Origin of the sequence: Bradyrhizobium sp. WYCCWR 13022, assembly GCF_030435535.1 — a bacterium.
GTDB lineage: Bacteria > Pseudomonadota > Alphaproteobacteria > Rhizobiales > Xanthobacteraceae > Bradyrhizobium.
Map to the genome: position 1 here is coordinate 25,859 of NZ_JAUIZJ010000027.1, position 21,056 is coordinate 46,914.

At 64.0% G+C, this 21,056-nt stretch carries 17 protein-coding genes; 6 read left to right on the forward strand and 11 right to left on the reverse strand.

What is annotated here, in order from left to right; genetic code table 11:
- The first annotated feature begins 9 nt into the window (after positions 1-9).
- Positions 10-1,635 (forward strand): thiamine pyrophosphate-dependent enzyme, encoded by a 1,626-nt coding sequence (locus QY049_RS31725; protein ID WP_258762504.1) that lies wholly within the window; start codon positions 10-12, stop codon positions 1,633-1,635.
- A 112-nt stretch (positions 1,636-1,747) separates the two neighbouring features.
- Here QY049_RS31725 and alkB read toward each other — a convergent pair whose 3' ends face one another.
- The 4 genes from alkB to QY049_RS31745 form a co-directional block, all read right to left on the reverse strand.
- On the reverse strand, positions 1,748-2,401 hold the full coding sequence (gene alkB, locus QY049_RS31730; protein WP_258762505.1) for a DNA oxidative demethylase AlkB: 654 nt from the start codon (positions 2,399-2,401) through the stop codon (positions 1,748-1,750).
- Between the two features lie 9 nt (positions 2,402-2,410).
- Positions 2,411-3,154 carry a 2OG-Fe(II) oxygenase gene (locus QY049_RS31735; protein ID WP_258767010.1) on the reverse strand — a complete coding sequence of 248 codons (744 nt, stop codon included), beginning with the start codon at positions 3,152-3,154 and terminating at the stop codon, positions 2,411-2,413.
- Between the two features lie 187 nt (positions 3,155-3,341).
- Positions 3,342-4,028 carry a DUF2848 domain-containing protein gene (locus tag QY049_RS31740; protein ID WP_258762506.1) on the reverse strand — a complete coding sequence of 229 codons (687 nt, stop codon included), beginning with the start codon at positions 4,026-4,028 and terminating at the stop codon, positions 3,342-3,344.
- On the reverse strand, positions 4,021-5,370 hold the full coding sequence (locus tag QY049_RS31745) for an amidase (protein ID WP_258762507.1): 1,350 nt from the start codon (positions 5,368-5,370) through the stop codon (positions 4,021-4,023). The genes QY049_RS31740 and QY049_RS31745 overlap by 8 nt, the downstream gene beginning before the upstream one ends.
- Before the next feature lie 191 nt (positions 5,371-5,561).
- Here QY049_RS31745 and QY049_RS31750 point away from each other — a divergent pair, with 191 nt between their 5' ends.
- From QY049_RS31750 to QY049_RS31760, 3 genes are read left to right on the forward strand one after another with little or no spacing between them, the layout of a single operon-like run.
- Positions 5,562-5,975 (forward strand): Zn-ribbon domain-containing OB-fold protein, encoded by a 414-nt coding sequence (locus tag QY049_RS31750; protein ID WP_128917044.1) that lies wholly within the window; start codon positions 5,562-5,564, stop codon positions 5,973-5,975.
- Positions 5,976-5,978: 3 nt separating this feature from the next.
- Positions 5,979-7,118 (forward strand): thiolase, encoded by a 1,140-nt coding sequence (locus QY049_RS31755; RefSeq protein WP_258762508.1) that lies wholly within the window; start codon positions 5,979-5,981, stop codon positions 7,116-7,118.
- Positions 7,119-7,123: 5 nt separating this feature from the next.
- Positions 7,124-8,038, forward strand: coding sequence for an SDR family oxidoreductase (locus tag QY049_RS31760; protein ID WP_194476914.1), 915 nt, complete (start codon positions 7,124-7,126; stop codon positions 8,036-8,038).
- Between the two features lie 41 nt (positions 8,039-8,079).
- Here QY049_RS31760 and ppc read toward each other — a convergent pair whose 3' ends face one another.
- The 7 genes from ppc to QY049_RS31795 form a co-directional block, all read right to left on the reverse strand.
- Positions 8,080-10,869: a phosphoenolpyruvate carboxylase gene (gene ppc / locus QY049_RS31765; protein ID WP_258762509.1), complete on the reverse strand. Its 2,790-nt coding sequence runs from the start codon at positions 10,867-10,869 to the stop codon at positions 8,080-8,082.
- Between the two features lie 304 nt (positions 10,870-11,173).
- On the reverse strand, positions 11,174-12,928 hold the full coding sequence (arsA, locus tag QY049_RS31770; protein ID WP_258762510.1) for an arsenical pump-driving ATPase: 1,755 nt from the start codon (positions 12,926-12,928) through the stop codon (positions 11,174-11,176).
- Between the two features lie 69 nt (positions 12,929-12,997).
- Entirely contained in the window at positions 12,998-14,185 is a 1,188-nt protein-coding gene (locus tag QY049_RS31775; protein WP_258762511.1) for an acetyl-CoA C-acyltransferase, read from the reverse strand.
- 264 nt (positions 14,186-14,449) lie between these two features.
- Entirely contained in the window at positions 14,450-14,854 is a 405-nt protein-coding gene (locus QY049_RS31780) for a YccF domain-containing protein (protein ID WP_194476918.1), read from the reverse strand.
- 87 nt (positions 14,855-14,941) lie between these two features.
- Positions 14,942-15,736 (reverse strand): enoyl-CoA hydratase/isomerase family protein, encoded by a 795-nt coding sequence (locus QY049_RS31785; RefSeq protein ID WP_194476919.1) that lies wholly within the window; start codon positions 15,734-15,736, stop codon positions 14,942-14,944.
- Positions 15,737-15,754: 18 nt separating this feature from the next.
- On the reverse strand, positions 15,755-17,299 hold the full coding sequence (locus tag QY049_RS31790) for an acyl-CoA synthetase (RefSeq protein WP_258762512.1): 1,545 nt from the start codon (positions 17,297-17,299) through the stop codon (positions 15,755-15,757).
- Between the two features lie 155 nt (positions 17,300-17,454).
- Entirely contained in the window at positions 17,455-18,264 is an 810-nt protein-coding gene (locus QY049_RS31795; RefSeq protein WP_194476921.1) for a crotonase/enoyl-CoA hydratase family protein, read from the reverse strand.
- 105 nt (positions 18,265-18,369) lie between these two features.
- Between QY049_RS31795 and QY049_RS31800 the strand changes: the two genes are divergently transcribed.
- Together QY049_RS31800 and QY049_RS31805 are read left to right on the forward strand one after the other, a co-directional pair.
- Complete coding sequence (locus tag QY049_RS31800) at positions 18,370-19,242, forward strand: SDR family oxidoreductase (protein ID WP_258762513.1); 873 nt, start codon at positions 18,370-18,372, stop codon at positions 19,240-19,242.
- Positions 19,243-19,380: 138 nt separating this feature from the next.
- The gene (locus QY049_RS31805; protein ID WP_258762514.1) at positions 19,381-20,958 is read left to right on the forward strand and encodes a fatty acid--CoA ligase; all 1,578 of its coding nucleotides are present in this window, start codon (positions 19,381-19,383) and stop codon (positions 20,956-20,958) included.
- The last annotated feature ends 98 nt before the right edge of the window (positions 20,959-21,056 follow it).

Here is a 21,056-nt window from a genome sequence, read left to right on the forward strand (position 1 = left end):
AATGATGCAATGACCACCCTCACCGGCGGCGAAGCGATCGTAAGCGGGCTCGTCGCCCATGGCGTCGACACGGTGTTCGGCCTGCCCGGCGCGCAGGTCTACGGCCTGTTCGACGCCTTCCACCAGGCCCAGCTCAAGGTGATCGGCGCGCGGCACGAGCAGGCCTGCGGCTACATGGCGTTCGGCTATGCGCGCGCGAGCGGCAGGCCGGGCGTGTTCAGCGTCGTGCCCGGCCCCGGCGTCCTCAATGCCAGCGCAGCGCTGCTCACCGCCTTCGGCTGCAACGAGCCGGTGCTGTGCGTCACCGGCCAGGTGCCGACGCAGTTTCTCGGCAAGGGCCGCGGCCATCTGCACGAGATGCCGGACCAGCTCGCAACGCTTCGCACCTATGTGAAGTGGGCGGACCGCGTCGAGCATCCCGGCAATGCACCGACCACCATCGCGCGCGCCTTCCAGGAGATGACCTCAGGTCGACGCGGTCCCGCCTCGGTGGAGATGCCCTGGGACATCTTTACGCAGCGCGCGGATACGGCCGCTGCGCAGGTGCTGGAGCCCCTGCCTGCACCGCAACCCGATCCAGACATGTTCAAGCAGGCCGCCGCGCTGATCAAGGCCAGCAAGACGCCGATGATCTTCGTCGGCAGCGGCGCGATCCACGCGCGCGAGGAGATCCTCGAGCTCGCCGAGATGATCGACGCGCCCGTGGTCGCCTTCCGCAGCGGCCGCGGCATCGTCTCCAATGCACACGAACTCGGCTTGACCATGGCCGCGGCCTACAAGCTGTGGGCCAAGACTGATCTGATGATCGGCATCGGCACGCGGCTGGAATTGCCGACCATGTCGCGCTGGCCGTATCGCCCCGACGGACTGAAGAGCATCCGCATCGACATCGATCCGGTCGAGATGAGGCGATTCATTTCTGACACGGCGATCGTCGCCGACGCCAAGGCAGCGACTGCCGATCTCGCTGCTGCTGTGAGCAAGACCGGCTACAGCAAGACCGCCGGCCGCCGCGCCGCGATCCGCGAAGCCACCACGACGGCACAGCAGGAGATCCAGCGCATCCAGCCGCAGATGGCGTATCTCAACATCCTGCGCGAGGTGCTGCCGGCGAACGCGATCGTCACCGACGAGCTGTCGCAGTTCGGCTTTGCGTCCTGGTACGGCTTTCCGATCTACGAGCCGCGCACCTTCATCACCTCGGGCTATCAGGGCACGCTCGGCTCCGGTTTCCCGACTGCGCTCGGTGCCAAGGTCGCCAATCCCGACAAGCCTGTCGTCGCGATCACCGGCGACGGCGGCTTCATGTTCGGCGTGCAGGAGCTGGCCACCGCCGTGCAGTTCAACATCGGCGTGGTGACGCTGGTGTTCAACAACAACGCCTACGGCAATGTCCGCCGTGACCAGCGCGAGCGCTTTGACGGCCGCGTGGTGGCCTCCGATCTGGTCAATCCTGATTTCGTCAAGCTCGCCGAATCCTTCGGCGTTGCCTCCGCGCGCGTCACCGCTCCGGATCAGTTCAAGGCGGCGATGGAAAAGGCGCTCGCGCATGGAGGGCCGTATCTGATCTCGGTCGAGGTGACCCGGGATTCGGAAGTGAGCCCGTGGGCCTTCATTCACCCGCCGAAGCCGTAGTTTTCGTCATTCCGGGGCGCGCAAGAGCGCGAACCCGGAATCTCGAGGTTCTCAGGTGCACAATTGCGCACCATCGTTCGATGCTTCGCATCGTCCCGGAACGACCGCTCCTTCACCGCGTCCTTCGAAACGTCAGATTGATCCGCTTTCGCCCCAGCAGGGCATGCTCGCCGTCGGCGAGCGGCGCGACGCCGTGATAGGCGAGCCTGTTAGTTCCGCCCCAGACCACGACGTCGCCGTGGACGAGCCGGAAGCGGCGCGGCTTGTCGCTGCGTGCGAGACCACCGAAGAGGAAGGTCGCGGGCAGGCCGAGCGAGACCGAGACGATCGGCGCGGAATAGTCCAGCTCGTCCTTGTCTTGATGCAGCGACAGTCGCGTGCCGGGCTCGTAGCGGTTGACCAGGCACGCATCGGGCGCGAAATCTTGGAAACCGCCCTGCTCCGCCGCGTGGCGCGCCAGATCGCGCAGCACCGGCGGCATCGCCGGCCATGGCGCACCGGTCTTGGGGTCGATCGGATCATAGCGATAGCCGGTGTGATCGGTGATCCAGCCGCGCTTGCCGCAGTTTGTCATGGCCACCGACATCAAATGACCGCCCGGCGTGGTCATGCGGCGAAACGGCGACCGCGCGACGATGGCGCGCACCGATGCGATCAGCTCGCTCTCGATCGGCCTGACGAATCCACGCAGCAGCACGGCGCCATCGGCGATCTCCTCGCGCGGCGGCTGCGCTTCAGCGACGCTGTCGAACAAATCAGCCATCAATCGCACTGCTCATTTGGCATCGTGAAAGATCACACCCAGCGTGTGGCGCTGGCCGGACCTGATCCGGCTGACGCCATGGCGCAGGTTAACGCGGTAAGTGCCGCGTGTCCCTTGCACCGGGCGGTGATGCACAGCGAAAGCGACGGCATCGCCCTGCATCAGCGGAACCACTTCGGCGCGGGACTGCATACGCGGGCGCTGCTCGGTCAGCACGAATTCACCGCCGGTGAAGTCGCGCCCAGGTTCGGACAGGAGGACCGCGACCTGGAGGGGGAACACGTGCTCGCCATAGAGATCCTGGTGCAGGCAGTTGAAGTCACCAACCTCATATTGCAGCAGCAGCGGCGTCGGTCGCGCCTGCCCTGCTTCCTGGCAGCGCTTGAGAAACGCCGCATGCCCTGCGGGATAGCGAATGTCGATCCCCATCGCCTCGTTCCAGCTGTTGGCGATGCCTTGCAGGTGCGCGTAGAGCGCCGGACGCAACTGCGCGATGATATCAGGCAGCGGATAGGAAAAGTATTTGTACTCGCCGCGGCCAAAACCGTGGCGGCCCATGACGATGCGGCTGCGGAAGTGCGCGTCATCCGGGTAGAGGGCTGCAATGGCCTGGCACTGGTCCGGCGTGAGCAGGCCCTTCAGGACCGCGCAGCCCTGGGCGTCCAGCTCGGCGGTGATTTGAGGCCAGTCGAGGCTATCGACGTGGGAGGCAAGGTCGGTGGCGGTTGAGGCTGATTTTCGTGCGGTCATTGTCATACCAATCACCTTCGCAAAGCTCGCCCATCCGCCGCCACCCGATTTCCGACGACTATCCCCCGTCATTGCGAGCGAAGCGAAGCAATCCAGAGATCCCTCCGCAAAACCAATCTGGTTTGCTTCGTCGCAAGAGTGCAAAACTGCTTCGCAGTTTGTCGCGGGCTCCTCGCAATGACGCGGAGAGAGATCAGCCCCGCACCGGCAGCATCACCACATCGTAGCCGTGCCTGATCGTCCGCTTCAGCACGGGATCCTCAAGCTCGAAATCGAAGCGTTCCGCCGGGCGGATGCCGCCCTTGGCCGCGAAGGTGCCGCCGAACATGGCGCAACCGTCGGGGAATTTTCCGCCTTCGAAACCGCGCGCGATCAAATCAGCGACCGGCAGCATCGCGTCCAGCGTGCCCTCCTGGTAGAGCACGCGCTCACCCTTGATCGTGGCGTAGGAGCGCAGGATCATCTTGTCCCAATGGCCGATGACGTCCTCGAGCTCCCACAGCGTGGAAGCGATCGGCTTGTCGCACATCTGCTTGGAAACCGTGACGCTGTAGGCCTCGACCTTGCGATCGGTGTGGTCGGAGCCGCAGCCGACGAAGATGCGGCCCTGCCAGCCGATCAGCACGAACTCGACCTCACCGGAGGAGTCTCCGCCGGTGCATTCGATGCTGTCTTCCTGTGTCAGCCGCCGCGCCGCGCCGCGATAGTAGATCGGTGTCGAGGCCGGCGGGGCGATGCCCATCTCCTGCAGCTCGGCGATGTGCTTGTCGCGCGCGACGGGATCGCGGCCGGTCCAGCCGGCGATCACCATGTGGTCGATCGCCAGTGTCAGCGGCGTGGTGGTGTCCTGGGCGTCGACGGTGAAAGTCAGGTCAAACACGAATCACGGCCTCCATGCCAGCAGCAAGCTCGAAGATACGGCGATCGGAGCCGCCCGCCCCTGCCAGCATCAGGCCGACGGGAATGTCGCCCTCGCGATGCGCCGGCAGCGAGATGGCGCAGCCGTCGATCATGTTGATCAGGGTGCAGTTGCGCAGCGCGCGCAGGTTCTGCGTGGTGAATGCCTTGTCGTCGGCGAGATCTGCGATCTTCGGCGGCGTGTTGGCGGTGGTCGGCAACACCAAGGCGTCATAGGGCGCGATATGCGCATTGACGCGGGCGATCAGCGAGCGGCGCTCGTTGAGGAGATCGATGTAATCGGCCGCGCTCTGCGCCTCGCCGCGCATGATGCGGACGGAGACGCGGGGGTCGTAGACATCTCCCTTTGAGCTGATGAGATAGCGATGCCAGGCGTAGCTCTCGGACGCGGCAAAGCCGCCCTTGGCGTTCATCGGACCGATGTCGTGGAATTCAGCCATCTCGATACGCTCGATGATGGCACCATGATCGGCGAGCGACTTCAGTGCGCGCTCGAAAGTCGCAGACACCTCTGCATCGAGGTCGTCGAGCGCGATCGTGGTCGGCACGGCGAGCCGCATGCCCTTCACGGGACGCGGCTTGAGTGCGGCGATCGGCTCGTTGGCGAGTACCGCATCGAGAATGGCACAACAGCTGACCGATCGCGCCAAGGGGCCGATACTGTCGAGCGAGAACGACAGCGGCACGGAGCCATCGAGCGGCACGCGGCGCTGCGTCGGCTTGTAGCCGACGATGCCATTGAACGCTGCGGGAATGCGGCAGGAACCGCCGGTGTCGGTGCCGAGCGCGCCATGCGCCATGCCGTCGAGCACGGAAACTGCAGCGCCCGAGGACGAGCCGCCGGGCACGTGGCCCTCGGCCCGGTTCCAAACCCCCTTCGGCGTGCCGTAGTGCGGATTGATGCCGATGCCGGAATAGGCGAACTCGGTCATGTTGGTGCGCCCGATCACGACAAAGCCTGCCTTGCGCAGCCGCGCCACCGCGGCCGCATCCTGCTCGGCCGGCGAGGAGTCGTCGAGCGCGCGCGAGCCGGCGCGCGTCACCTGGCCCTTGATGTCGAACAGATCCTTGATCGAGATCGGGATACCGGCATAGCGCGATGGCGCGGCCTTGGCCTTGCGCAAGGCGTCCATCGCGTCGGCCGCCACAAGCGCGGCGTCCTTGTCGACATGGATAAAGGCGCGCTGGCCCTCGCCCGCGGGATCGGCAATCCTGGCGATGCACGCCTCGACCAGCTTTCGGGAGGTGGTGCGACCGCTTTCGAGGTCCTCGGCGAGCTTCGCCAGTGTCGGAAAATCGGGCATGTCTGTCTCACGGAATATTGGCGCGCGCAATCTATAGCGCCGCCTCAGTTCGACACAAGCATTGTGCGCATGATGGCATGCATGTGCATTGCTGGACCGTTGACGCGTCATGGTTGATTGTCGCATCAAGATCGAAACAGGCGGGCGCTAAACCTGCCCCAAGGCAAATAAATCTGGGAGGACTTTCCGAGATGGCCGAACCGCAGCGCGCGCGACCGAAACCGACGCCGGAAACCCAGCATTTCTGGGACGGCACCAAAGCCGGCGAACTCCGCCTGCAGCGCTGCGACGCCTGCGCGCATGTCTACTTCCCGCCGCGCCCGTTCTGCCCGTCCTGCGCCTCGCGCAAGGTCTCGGTGTTCAAGGCGAGCGGCAAGGGTTTCCTCTACAGCTATGTGATCAACCACCGCCCCGCCGCGCCCGGCTTCACGCCGCCTTACGCGATCGCCGTGGTCGAGCTCGCCGAAGGGCCGCGGATGATGAGCAACATCATCGACTGTCCACAGACGCCGGAGGCGCTCGAGCTCGACATGAAGCTGGAGGTCGCGTTCCAGGCGCTCGACGACAAGATCACCCTCCCCGTCTTCCGTCCGGCGAAGGGGTAAGCCATGCGCAAGAACCAGGTTGCCGTCGTCGGCGCCGCCGAGACCACCGAGCTCGGCGTCATTCCCAACGCCTCGCAGCTCCAGCTTCACGCGGACGCGGCGCTCAATGCCATCGCGGACGCCGGGCTGAAGCTGTCCGACATCGACGGCTTTGCCACCGCGGTCGAGACGCCGCAGCAGGTCTGCCACTATCTCGGCATCAAGCCGACCTGGGTGGACGGCACCTCGGTCGGCGGTTGCTCGTTCATGCTGCATGTTCGCCATGCCGCGGCAGCGATCGAGGCCGGCCTGTGCAAGACCGTGCTGATCACCCATGCCGAAAGCGGCAAGTCGATGATCGGCAAGCAGCCGCGCTTCACCGCGGCGGACAGCCTCAACGGCCAGTTCGAGGCGCCCTACGGCGTCTACGGTCCGCCCAGCATGTTCCCGATCCCCGTGCTGCGCTTCATGAAGACCTACGGCATCACGCATGAGCAGCTCGCCTCGGTTGCCGTCGTGCAGCGCGAATGGGCCGCAAAGAATCCGCGTGCGATGATGAAGGACCCGATCACGGTTGCCGACGTGCTCAACTCGCGCATGATCGCCTATCCGTTTCGCCTGCTGCAGTGCTGCCTCGTCACCGACGGCGGCGGCGCGCTGATCCTGACCTCGGCCGACCGCGCCAAGGACTTTCCGCGCAAGCCCGTCTACATCATGGGCACCGGCGAGAGCGTGGAAACGCCGATGGTCAGCCAGATGGAGACGTTCAACTCCTCGCGCGCGTTCAAGACTGCGGGGCCGCTCGCCTTCAAGGAGGCCGGCATCGCGCACGGGGACGTCGACCATCTCATGATCTACGATGCCTTTGCGCATCTGCCGCTGTTCGGGCTCGGCGATCTCGGCTTCATGCCGTACGAGGAGACCGGCAAGTTCATCGCCGACGGCAACACGCGGCCCGGGGGAAAACTGCCGCTCAACACCAATGGCGGCGGCCTCTCCTACATGCATTCGGGCATGTACGGCATGTACGCGCTCCAGGAGAGCGTGCGCCAGATGCGCGGAATCGCACCGGCACAGGTACCGAATGCGAAGATTTCCGTGTGCCACGGCGTCGGCGGCATGTTCGCCGCATCGGGCACGATCGTGTTTACGAACGAGAGGTAATCCACATGAGCAAGTCACTGCAGGACAAGGTCATCATCGTCACCGGCGCAGGCCGCGGCATCGGGCGCGAGATCGCACTGCTTTGCGCCGCGGAAGGCGCCAAGGTCGTCGTCAACGACCCCGGAGGAGCGGCCGACGGCGCCGGCTCGAGCGCCACGCCTGCCGAGGAGGTCGTGGAGGAGATCAAGAAGCGTGGCGGCACGGCGGTTGCCAATTTCGAGTCGGTCGCCGAAGCGATTCCTGCCAGCAGGATCGTGAAGACCGCGACCGATCATTTCGGCCGCCTCGACGGCGTCGTCAACAATGCCGGCATTTTGCGCGACATGATCTTCCACAAGATGAGCGTGGAGGCGTTCGAGGCCGTCATCAAGGTGCATCTGATGGGCTCGTTCTATGTCAGCCACGCCGCCGCGCGCATTTTCCGCGAGCAGGAGAGCGGCTCCTTCGTGCACTTTACCTCGACCTCGGGCCTGATCGGCAATTTCGGCCAGGCCAACTACGCCGCCGCCAAGCTCGGCATCGTCGGCCTGTCGAAATCGATTGCGCTCGACATGGGCCGCTTCAACGTTCGCTCGAACTGCGTCTCGCCGTTCGCCTGGACCCGCATGATCGGCACCATCCCGACCGAGACCGAAGCCGAGAAGGCGCGCGTCGAGAAGATCAAGCAGATGGGCCCGGAGAAGATCGCGCCGATCTGCGCTTATCTGCTCTCCGATGCCGCCAAGGATGTCTCCGGCCAGATCTTCGGCGCTCGCATGAACGAGCTGTTCCTGTTCAGCCAGAACCGCCCGCTGCGCTCGGTCCATCGCAGCGAAGGCTGGACGCCGCAGTCGATCGCGGAACACGGCATGCCGGCGCTGAAGGGTTCGTTCTACAAGCTCGACCGCTCCGCCGACATCTTCCCTTGGGATCCGGTGTGACCTGACTTCACCTCTCCCCGCCTGCGGGCGAGGGAGAGGACCTACCCCGTATTCCGCAAGCCCGCCGAGATGCCGTTGATGGTGAGCTGAATCCCGCGCAGCACCTGCTCGTCGGGGTTCTGCGCGCGGTGCTCCCGCAAGAGCTCGACCTGCACATGGTTGAGCGGGTCGAGATAGGGGAAGCGGTGACGCACGGAGCGCTCCAGCAGCGGGTTGCCTTGCAGCAGGCGGTCCTGGCCCATGATGTCGAGCAGCGTCTCGATGCAGGAATGCCATTCGCGGCGGATGCGCCCAAAAATCTTCTCGCGCAGCGCCTCGTCTGGTACCAGTTCGGCATAGCGCGAGGCGATCGCGATCGAACTTTTCGCCAGCACCATGTCCATGTTCGACAGCAGCATGCGGAAGAACGGCCATTCCTTGTAAAGCTCTTTCAGGAACGGCATGCCCTGTTGCGGATGCGCCGCGATCCATTGCTCGACCGCGCTACCAAAGCCATACCAGCCCGGCAGCATCAGGCGGCATTGCGCCCAGGAGAACACCCAGGGGATCGCGCGCAAATCCTCGATGGCGCGGGTCTTCTTGCGCGAGGCCGGACGGCTGCCGATGTTCAGCGTCGCGATCTCGTTGATCACGGTCGAGGACCAGAAATAATCGACAAAGCCGTCGGTCTCGTAGACCAGGCCGCGATAGGCCTTGAAGGCGAGATTTGAAAGCTCGTCCATCGCGGTCAGGTATTCGCGGCGCGGCGCACTCTGGCTCGGCTGCAGCAGGCTCGCATCCAGCGTCGCAGCCGCCAGGATCTCGAGATTGTTGCGGCCGACTTCGGCGTTGGAATATTTCGACGAGATGATCTCGCCCTGCTCGGTGATGCGGATCTGGCCGTTCACGGCCCCGCCGGGCTGGGCGACGATGGCGTCATAGCTCGGTCCGCCACCGCGACCGACCGAGCCGCCGCGGCCGTGGAACAGGCGCAGGCGCACGTGATGGCGCTCGAACACCTCGACGAGGCAGATCTCGGCCTTGTAGAGCTCCCAGCCCGAAGTGACGAAGCCGCCGTCCTTGTTCGAGTCGGAATAGCCGAGCATGACCTCCTGGACGCTGCCGCGGCTGTCGACGAGGCGGCGGTAATCGTGCAACGACAGCATGCGGTCCATGATGCCGGATGAGGCCTGCAAATCCTCGATGGTCTCGAACAGCGGCACGATGTTGACGGCGCTCCGCCCGGAGGGATGGACGAGGCCGACCTCCTTCAGCAGTACCGCGACCTCGAGCATGTCCGACATTCCCTTGCACATCGAGATGATGCATTGGGGAATCGAATCCGAGCCGAACTTCGCGTGCGCTTCCGCCGCGGCATGGAAAACGTTGAGTTCGCCCATGGTCTCGTCGCTGTACTTGACGAAAGGCGACACCAGCGCGCGCGTCGAGCGCAGTTCGTTGGTCAGGAGCGAGATGCGCGCCTCCTCGCCGAGCGCGAGATAGGACATGCCGGGGTTGGCGGCATCCATCAGCTCGGCAATGGTGCGTTCGTGAACGGCAGAGTTCTGGCGGATGTCGAGCCGCGCCAGGTGGAAGCCGAAGCAATCGACGGCGCGGCGCAATAGCCGTAGCCGACCGCGCGCGATGACGCGGGCATTGTTGGAGATCAGCGAGCGGTGCAGCACGTCGAGATCGGCCTGCAGCTCCTTGACGCTCTCGTAAGGCGCCCCCTTGCCGACCGGCCGGCGGGTGATTTCGACCTCGAGCTTCTCGGCGGTCGCAGTCAGGCGGGCATAGATGCCGGAGACCGCGAGGCGATAGGGCTCGCCGCTCCGGTGCGGCGAGGTGTCGGGCGAGCGCTCCGCGAGGTTCCGCAACTCCTCGGACACGTCGGCGAGATGCGCCGCGATCGACAATTCCGAGCCGAGCACGTGCAGCTCGTTCAGGTAAAACTGCATCACCCGGCTGGACTGGAGCCGCAGCGTGCCGCGCATCACGTCGGCGGTGACGAAGGGATTGCCATCGCGGTCGCCGCCGATCCAGCTGCCCATGCGCAGGAACGAGGCGAGCTCGCTGGCGGCCTGCTCGCCGCCCTCCTCGAGCCGGTCCTCCAGCGCATTGACCAGCCGCGGCACCTCGCGCAGGAAGGTGTAATCGTAGAACGACAGGCCGTTGGCGACCTCGTCGAGCACGGTGAGCTTGGTGCGGCGGAGCAGATTGGTCTGCCACAGCGTCAGCACCTCGCGCCGAAGCTGCTCGTCACTGGCAGCGGCCTCGTCCGCAGTCAAAGCAACCCGTTCGCGGCGGTCGAGCAGCGCAGCGACCTCCATCTCGCGATCCATGGTGCTCTTGCGGCGGACTTCGGTCGGATGGGCGGTCAGCACCGGGCTGACGAGCGCGCTCTTGAAGAAGCTGCGCAGCGCGTCGGTGCCGATACCAGCGGCCTTGGCCTTGGCGAGCGTCTCCGCCAACACGCCGGAGCCGCCATTCTTTCCGGCACGCATCTGGCGGATGTTGTTCTGGTCCTCGGCAATGTTGGCGAGGTGGGAAAAATAGCTGAAGGCGCGGACGATCCGCACCGTCTCGGATGTCGGCATGCTGTCGAGGATCTGTTCGAGCTCGCGGCGGGCAAGGCGGTCCTCGTCGCGGTGGAACCGGATCGAGGTCTGGCGGATGCGCTCGACCAGGTCGAACAATTCAGCCCCCTCCTGGTCGCGCACGGTGTCGCCCAGGATGCGCCCGAGCAGGCGGATATCGTCGCGCAGCCGCGCGTCCGCCTCGAGCGCCTGGACGTCCTCGGGACGGTTCGGGCGAAGATCGGCAGAGTCGGATGGTATGGTCTGGAGGGACATGGCTCGCTCCCCTTGTAGAGCTCCCTATGGCTCCCCGGCCTGCCGAGTGTGCGATATTTTTCTGCCGCAGTGCAAGATGAAGTTGGCGGCGGCGCGGCAACGGCGCCGATCTTGGGGGATATTCTCGGACTCGCGACGCATTCGCCCGAAGTTTTGCTGTCCGTTTCGCCCTTTATCGAGAACTAAAGGGCACAGGTCGGCACCCACGGCCCGCGCGCGAAAGACGCATGCTGGTGACCTCTAGTCTAGCCGGGCTGTTCGAACTGGGTCCAACCAAGACGTAAGCCAGCGCGAAAGAGCAAGTTCATGAGAGCATCCGAAGCTCTTCCACACCGACCGGCGGCCTGGCTCTCCAGCCGATCAGAAAAGCGCGTTTTGCGAGACCGTTCTGAACGCGAGCTATTTGCGTCCGTTCTTTATCAAGCCGAAGCCGCAGCAGAGAATCGCGGACTCCGGAGACAGCAAAGCTCTTGTTGATGACCCAGCCGTACGGTTCGATGTTCGCCCGCCGCAAATCTTGCTGAAGGGAAGCCGCCTCGGAAACCGGAGTCGTTTCCGGTAAGGTCACCAGGATCACCTTGGTGTGAGCCGGATCTTGGAGCCTCATCAGCGGAGTGACGATTCGTCCAGCAGCCGTCGGTGCAAGTTGGCTCGTCATCTGGCGATGATAGGCGCCGGTCGCGTCCAGCAATAGGAGTGTGTGGCCCGTCGGCGCCGTATCGAGGACAACGAAGGCGCTCCTGGCCTCCGCAACGACGTGCGAGAAGGCGTGGAACACGGCGACCTCCTCGGTGCATGGGGAAGCGAGGTCTTCGAGCAGCAGAGCCTTACCTTGCTCGTCCAGGTCCCGGCCCCGGCTCGCGAGGATCTTCGCGACATACCGCTCCGTCTCGACCCGCGGGTCGATCCGGTCGACCGTCAAGCCGGGCATGGCGCCATCGACGACGAAAGCTACGTGAGCTGCAGGATCGGTCGTGCTGAGATGGACGGCATGCCCCCGCTTGGCCAATCCCACCGCGATGGCAGCCGCAATCGTCGTCTTTCCGACGCCTCCTTTGCCCATCACCATGATGAGACCGTGCTTGTCCCGCGCGATGTCATCGACCAACCGTTCCAGGCCCGGCAGGTCGACCGGTTCTGCGCTTGACTGGCCCGAAACTGCTGACGGCTGATTGGCGGGCGCCAGCACTGCCCTTAGAGCCGTGAGCCCCACGATGTCGAACCCAAGCAAAGGGATTTCGTCTCGCGGCAGTCTTGCGAGCGACGCGGGCATTGCGGCCAAGGCCTCGTCCTGATCCCGTTCAAGCGCAACCGCGACGGCGTCGGTGAGATCGGTCGCGTGGAACCGTCCGTTGACCACCAGGAGTTGGTTCGAGAGATTGAGCACATCAAGCTCGCCCGATGTCCTGGTCGCTTCACGGATAGCGCCGTGATCCGGGCGGGTGACGAGGATAATGGTCGTCCGCCTGGAATCGCCCAGGGCCCGGAGCGCCTTTTGAAAGCGGTCCTCCTGCATCTTCAAGCCGGAATGCGGCCCGAGGCAGGATGCTCCCCGATCATTGCCCTTGAGAAAGCCGGTCCAAGCCTTTGGCAGGCTCAGGAGCCTTAGCGTGTGGCCGGTCGGGGCCGTATCGAATACAATGTGGTCGAACCCACCCATATCGCCGTCCAGCAATCCGACGAACTCGTCGAAGGCGGCGATTTCCGTTGTGCAAGCGCCGGAGAGTTGCTCGCGCACGGTCAATCGCTCGCCGGCGGTAACGTCTGGTCCGAGTCGTTCAAGGACACGGGCGCGATAACTCTCGGCGGCAGCCTCCGGATCGATATTCATTGCCGAAAGTCTGGTGACGTTTGGCACCGGGGTCGGGCGGTCGGTCAGAGTAACCTCGAGCATTTCGTCGAGGTTCGACGCAGGATCGGTACTCACAAGAAGCACACGCAGTCCGCGGTCGGCCAGGCCCACGGCCGTGGCGCACGCAAGAGATGTCTTACCCACGCCGCCCTTTCCAGTAAAAAACAGAAACGAGGTCGGAGCGGTCAGCGCGCGAAAGTGAAGCATTAGCTGTCTCGGGATTGGCCAATATCGTCCGGCACGCCGCCGCGCGCCGAAGGGCTCGCGCGGACGGGCTCAAATCATCGATTCAAGCGCAAGGGCAATTCCCTGACCGCCGCCGATGCAAAGAGTGACGATGCCTTTCTCGACACCGTCGCGCTTCATCGAGTGCAGCAATCGAGTGGTAAGCACTGCTCCCGAGGCGCCGATCGGATGACCGTGCGCGATCGCGCCGCCTTCCACGTTGACGATACTCGAGTCGAGACCGAGGTCGTTCGCGACCGCAATTGCGATCGCAGCGAAGGCCTCGTTGATCTCGATCCGTTGGATGTCTGAGGTTTTCCAGCCGGCCCGTTCGAGGGCCTGGTTGACGGCCGGAACCGGTCCCAATCCGAACATACCTGGTTCGACTGCGCCGATTCCGTAGGCGACCAGGCGTGCCATGGGCGTCAGGCCCTTCTTGTCGGCCCACGCGCGCTCCGCCACGATCATTGCCGACGCGCCGGTATTGAGTCCGGGCGCGTTGCCCGCCGTGATCGTACCCTCCTTGCGGAAAGCCGGTTTGAGCTTTGCAAGGCTTTCGATGGTGGTGTCTGGACGGTTGTGCTCGTCCTTGTCGAATTTTGCCGGACCCTTCCGGGAGGCAATTTCGACCGCCGCGATTTCCGAGGCGAACTTGCCGGAAGCCTGCGCCTCGGAAAAGCGCTTTTGCGAGCGTTCGGCCCAGCGGTCCTGTTCGTCACGGGTGATCTGATGCGAGGCCGCGAGATCCTCAGTGTGCCAACCGGAATGCTGACCGGAGAAGGCGTCGTTTAGACCGTCCATCAGCATCGCATCAAAAATCTTCGCGTCACCCATGCGATAGCCCCACCGTCCGGAGCCCATGAGATACGGTGCACGGTCCATGTTCTCCATGCCGCCGGCGACCGCGCTGTCAATGAACCCGAGCATCACCTCCTGAGCGGCGCTCGCGATCGCCTGCGCACCCGAGCCACAGACGCGGTTGACCGTCAGGGCCGGAACAGCGACGGGGACGCCGGCATTGATGGCAGCTTGCCGGGCCGGATTCATCTTGTTGCCAGCTTGGATCACGTTGCCCATGACGACGCTGCCGACATCATCGGGCGACAATTTCGCACGTTCGATCGATGCGCGGATTGCCACGGTACCGAGATCGACCGCGGGCAGATCCTTCAGCGTTCCGCCATAAGTGCCGATAGCGGTGCGTACAGGTGAACAGATCACGACTTGCCTGTTGGCCATCGGTCATCTCCGTTTCTCTCAGTTCCATCGACTTCCATTCGGATGTCTTCAGAAACTTGGTAATGCTGACCGCACGGAATTTCTTGCGATGGATCAAGGGACGCCCCTTGTCAGGAAATGAAATAGGCACGCCGAGGGTGCGGCATATGCCGCTCAACCCGAGAAGCCTGCTCCACGGCAGCTATGCGCCACAAGCTGCCAACTGCGAACAAAACCCGTGACTTCTGCTCTGCCGTCGGAAGCCGAAATTTATGGGTCCGCGCCCTAAGCCGGCACGATCACCTTGCCGATCGGCCAGAGCGCGATGCCCGCGAGCTTCAGATGGGCCCATGCGAAGGGAATGCCGATGATGGTGATGGCGTAGATCACGGCCGTCAGGACATGGCCGAGCGCCAGCCACCAGCCGGCCAGCACGAGCCAGATGATGTTGCCGATCACCCCAAGGGCGCCCGTGCCAATATCGCCCATGCCGGTGACCTCGTCGCGGCTGACCGCGCGCGAGCCGAACGGCAGCAGCGTGTAAATGGCGATGTTGAACGCCGCCCGCGCCCAGGGCAGGCCGATGATGGTGATCGCCATGATGACGGATGCCACCAGCCAGCCGAATGCCATCCAGGCACCGCCGATGAGTATCCAGATGATGTTGAGCAGGATCGAAACGGGGGCCATGGGACTACCCTGTGTAAATGACCCCAGCTGTATAGGCCCGAAAGCTGTCGTTGCGAAGACAGCTCCTATGCGCGGATTTCAGGCAGCCTACCGTCCCTCGAACTTGGGTTCGCGCTTCTCCATGAAGGCCTTCATGCCTTCGGCCATGTCCTGTGTCTTGAACAGCGGCAGCAGCTGGAGATAGACGTGATGGACGTGGTCGTGGAAGTTTTCGTTCAGGCCCATCCGCATCATGCGCTTGGAGGCTTGCACGGCGAGCGGCGCGTTCGCGGCGATTTCGCGGGCGATGGCGGTGGCGCGGTTCATTAGTTCTGCATCGGGCACGACTTCATTGGCGAGGCCCCAGTCGAGACATTCGCGCGCGCTGAGCGTGCGGCCGGTAAAGATCAGCTCGGAGGCCTTGGCCCAGCCGAGCATGCGCGGCAGCAGCCAGGTGCCGCCGGATTCCGGCACGACGCCGCGCTTGACGAAGGCAGCCGCGAGCTTCGAGGACTCCGCCATGATCCGAATGTCGCAGCCGAGGGCTGTGTCCATGCCATAACCGGCCGCGCCGCCGTTGACGGCGCAGATGGTCGGCTTGTCCATGGCTTGCAAAACCGTCGGCGGCGTGTTGCGGAGGTTGATCGTGGTCGGCGAGGATGCGGCACTGAGACCGTTTCCGTCACGCTCCTTGCGCAGATCGAGACCGGCGCAGAACGCCCTGCCCTTGCCGGTGAGGATCACGACGCGGACGTTCTTGTCCTCATTGGCTTCGGTCAGCAGCCGCGCCAGATCGTTCAGCATCGGGCCAGAGATCGTGTTCATGCGCTCCGGCGCGTTCAGAGTGATGGTCGCGATGTGGTCGGTGACCTCGTAGAGGACTTCCTTCGCCGCGTCGGTCATGTGTCGCTCCTCGAATTGTCAGATTTTTCGACCGGCCTGCTCCCAATAGGGGTCGCGCAGCCGGCGCTTGAAGATTTTCCCGGAGTCTTCGCGCGGCAGTCCGGTGCGGATCTCGATATGCTTCGGCACCTTGTAATCGGCGAGTGAGGTCTTCAGCCTTGAGCGCACATCGGCGGCATCGAGCGTGACGCCCGGCTGCGGCTCGACCACGGCCATCAAGGCCTCGCCGAACTCGGCATCGGGGATGCCGAACACCGCGCAATCATGCACGCCCGGAACGGCGTGCAGCACGGATTCAATCTCGGCAGGATAGATGTTGACGCCGCCTGATATCACCATGTCGCGCTTGCGGTCGCAGATGAAGACGTAGCCGTCCTCGTCGATATAGCCGACGTCGCCCGACGTGATGAAGCCGTCCCGGTCGATCTCGGCGCGTTTCTCCGGCTTGTTGTGGTAAGTAAAGTCCGCCATCTCCGGCATGCGGGAATAGATCTCGCCGATCTCGCCGACGCCGAGCACGCGGCCGTCATCGCCGATGAAGCGCAGCTCGGCGCCGGGCGAGATCTTGCCGACCGTGCCGGGCTTTTTCAGCGCATCCTCCGAGGTCGCGAAGGTGACGGCGCTGGATTCTGTCGAGCCGTAGAATTCGTAGATCACCGGCCCCCACCATTCGATCATGGCACGCTTGACGTCGGCCGGACATGGCGCGGCAGCGTGGATGATGTGGCGCAGCGAGGACACGTCGTATTTCTTGCGGATCGCCTCCGGCAGCTTCATCAGGCGGATGAACATGGTCGGCACCATGAAGATGGTGTCGATCCTGTAGCGCTCGATCAGCTCGAGAAACTCTTCCGCCTCGAAGCGTGGCATCAGAACCAGCGCGCCGCCGAGCTTGCCCGCGCGGATGCCGAACGAATTCGGCGCGGAATGATAGAGTGGACCCGGCAGGATCGCACGGGCGCCGGGCTTGAGGCCATAGATCATCGCGCGCATGCGCTCGCCCGCTGCTTGCTGATCCGGCGTCGGCGCATTGCGACGCACGCCCTTGGGATGGCCTGTCGTGCCCGAGGTGTAGATCATGTTCATCGGCTGCGGCACGACCGGGCCGTCATAGGGCTGGAATTGGGCGAGCCAGGATTCGAAATCGATGGCGAAGTCGGGTGTCTTCAAATGATTCGGATCGATCTTGTAATTCTTCAGGATCTCCGGCGGCGTCGGCACGCTGAGCACGATGACACCAGCGGGAATGGCATCACGCAGGGCGTACAGCATGTCCGTATGCCCGATCAGCACGGACGTGCCGGTATCGTTGAGGATGTAGTTGATCTCCTCCGGCTTGAAGTGCCAGTTGATCGGGACGCCATAGGCGCCCAGCCGCATCGCAGCGTAGGCAGCCTCGAGGAAGGCGATGTCGTTGCGCATCAGCATGCAGACGCAATCGCCTCGCTTGACACCGATCCTGGCGAGGCCGGATGCGATGCGGTCGGCACGATTGGCAACCTCAGCATGGGAACGACGGCGATCGCCGGAGACGATGCCGAGGAATGGGGACGTTTCGTTCATTTTTGTTGTCCGATCTTTCGTCGGGTTGAACACCATGGCCACAATCTCACTCGTCATTCCGGGATTCGCCGAAGGCGCAGGCCTGGAATCCATACTCCCGATCGTGGTTATGGATTCCGGGCTCGATGCTTCGCATCGCCCCGGAATGACGGTGGCTAATCCGCATACTTCGCCGCGCGCTTCTCCAGATTGGAGCGCACGGCTTCGGTCTGGTTCGGACTACCGATCAGCTTCTGCTGCTCGACTGATTCAGCCAGCAGTGCCGGCCCCGGATCGACCGAGAGATTGTTGAGCAGTCGCTTCGCCGCGCGGATCGCATCGGGACTCTTGCCGGCGATCTCGCGTGCGACTTCGAGCGCGGCGGCGCGCGGATCGTCACAGATGCGCGTAGCGAGGCCATACGTCATCGCCTCCTGCGCGGAGAAGATGCGGCCGGTGTAGGTGAGGTCGCGCAGGATGTCGTCGCGCACCAGCGAGGCCAGGATCGGCGTGCCCGCCATGTCAGGCACGAGCCCCCATTTGATTTCCATGATCGACATGCGCGCATCTGAGCTGAGAAAGCGCATGTCGGCGCCGAGCGAGAGCTGGAAGCCGCCACCGAAGGCGACGCCGTGCACCGCCGCGATCACAGGAACCGGAAGCTGGCGCCATCCCCATACCGCCTGTTGCGGGAAGTTCGCCTGCCCGTGAGTCCGCTTGGTGAGATCGCGATTTTCGCCACCCGGAATTCCGTTGCCGCCCTTCTCCTTCATGGCGGCAAAACGCCCCATGTCGAGGCCGGCGCAGAAGGCGCGGCCTTCGCCCGACAGCACGACAACGCGCACGCCCTTTTCCTTCGAAAGCCGCTCGGTTGCCGCGACGAGGGCCTCGAACATGGCCTGATCGAGCGCATTCATCTTGTCCGCGCGCACCAGGCGCACGTCGGCGACGCCTTCCGAGATCGAGATCGAGACGCGCTCTTCCATGGATGAATTCTCCCCTGTTCTTGTTCGGTGCCGCTTTACAGAAAGCCGACGGCCGGATTTAGTCAATCGACCAATTAACTGACGATACGTACGGGAGAAACAGCCATGTTCAAGGAAAATCTTCTGGCTGGGCGGCGCATTCTCGTGACCGGCGGAGGCACCGGCCTCGGCAAGTCGATGGCGGCGCGCTTCCTCCAGCTCGGCGCCGAGGTGCACATCTGCGGCCGGCGCAAGATCGTCTGCGACGAAACCGCGACCGAGCTGATGGATCAGTATGGCGGCCGCGTCACCAGCCACGGCGTCGATATCCGCAATTCGCTCGCGGTCGAAGAAATGGTCGAGAACATTTTTCGCGATGCGCCGCTGACCGATCTCATCAACAACGCCGCCGGCAATTTCATCTCGCGCACGGAAGAGCTCTCGCCGCGCGGCTTCGATGCCGTCGCCAACATCGTCATGCACGGCACGTTCTACGTGACGCATGCGGTCGGCAAGCGCTGGATCGCGTTGAAGCAACCCGGCAACGTCGTGTCGATCACCGTGACCTGGGTACGCAACGGCTCGCCTTACGTGGTGCCGTCGGCGATGAGCAAGTCGGCGATTCACGCGATGACGATGTCGCTCGCCACCGAATGGGGCCGCTATGGCATCCGCCTCAACACGATCGCACCGGGCGAGATCCCGACCGAAGGCATGAGCAAGCGCATCAAGCCCGGTGACGAAGCCGGTGCGCGCACCAAGGCGATGAACCCGATGGGCCGCGTTGGCACCATGGAGGAGCTGCAGAACCTCGCGGTATTCCTCATCTCCGGCGGCTGCAACTGGATCACCGGCGAGACCATCGCCATGGACGGCGCACAGGCGCTCGCCATGGGCGGCAACTTCTACCAGCTCCGCGACTGGAGCGACGACGACTGGAAGACCGCGCGGGAGAGCATCATGGCGCAAAACGAGAAGGACCGGGCGAAGCGGGGGTAGTTGCGCTCTCCGCAGTCGTCCTGGCTTTCGCCAGGATGACAGTGTTGAAGTAGCGACGCTTCAAGCACATCCACCTTGTCTTCAATCGCGGATGACGCCACACTCCGCGGCATAAAAGCAGAGCGCCAAGGGAGAAACATGTCCACACAGCCATTGGCTGACCTCGCCGACATGGTGCGCGAGCGCGCGGCGAGCCGCGGCAACGCCATCGCATACGAGTTCGAGGGCCGCGTCACCAGCTTCGCCGAGTTCGATACCAGGACCAACAAGGTCGCCAACGCGTTGATCGCGATGGGCGTGAAGAAGGGCGATCGCATCGCCTATCTCGGCAAGAACAGTGATTTCTATTTCGAGCTGTTGATGGGCGCGATGAAGGCCGGCGTGGTGATGGCGCCGGTGAACTGGCGGCTCGCTGGACCCGAGGTCGCGTTCATCGTTGCCGATTGCAAGGCCCCGGTGCTGTTCGTCGGGCCGGAGTTCATCACCCAGGTGCGCCAGATCAAGCATCAGCTCCCGGGCGTGCGCACCATCATCACGACCGAAGGCGGCGCGCCGGAATGGCAGGATTTTGCCGCGTGGCGCGATGCACAGAGCGGCGACGATCCGAAGGTACCCATTGATACGAAAGACATCGCGATCCAGCTCTACACGTCGGGCACGACGGGCAAGCCGAAGGGCGCGATGCTGAGCCACGCGAACTTCCTCAACCTCGTTCAGACAGGCAATGCCGAGGACAAGCCGGAATGGAACCGTTGGTCGACCGACGACGTGTCGCTGGTCGCGATGCCGATCTTCCATATCGGCGGCTCCGGCTGGGGCGTGATGGGGCTCTATCACGGCGCCCGCGGCGTGATCGCGCGCGAATTCGATCCGACCAGGGTCCTCGATTTCTTCGAGCAGTCCGGCATCACGAAACTCTTCATGGTGCCGGCGGCGATGCAGTTCGTGGTGCGGCAGCCACGCGCGAAGACGGTCGACTTCTCGCGGCTGAAATACATGCTGTACGGCGCCTCCCCCATTCCAGCGGCCCTGCTGAAGGAATGCATCGAGGTCTTCAAATGCGGTTTCGTGCAGATGTACGGCATGACCGAGACGACCGGCACGATCGTCGCGCTGCCGCCGGAGGATCACGTCGAGGGCCTGGAGCGGATGCGCTCGGCCGGCAAGGCCCTGCCCGGCGTGGAGATCGCGATCCTCGATGCCGATGGCAAACCCTTGCCGCCGCGTCAGGTCGGCGAGATCGCGACGCGCTCGGGTTCGAACATGGCAGGCTACTGGAACCTGCCGGAAGCGACCGCTTCGACGCTGCGCGGCGACGGCTGGCTGCGCACGGGCGATGCCGGCTACATGGACGAGGACGGCTATCTCTACATCCACGATCGTATCAAGGACATGATCATCTCCGGCGGCGAGAACATCTACCCCGCCGAGGTCGAGAGCGCGCTGTGCGATCATCCTGATGTCGCAGAGGCCGCCGTAATCGGCGTGCCCGACGACAAATGGGGCGAGGCGGTGAAAGCCGTCGTGGTGATGAAGCCGGGCAAAGAGGCGACCGCCACCGACATCATCAACTTCACCCGCGAGCGCATCGCCGGGTTCAAGACGCCGAAGAGCGTGGAGTTTTTGCCCGCCCTGCCGAGGAACCCGTCAGGCAAGATCTTGCGGCGGCAGTTGCGTGAGCCGTATTGGGCGGGGAAGGATCGGCGGGTGAATTGAATTTCGCCGTCGTCCTGGACAAGCGAAGCGCAGATCCAGGACCCCATCACCACTGGATTGAGTTTGGCGAAGACCGGTGATTACCGGTACGCCTCAAA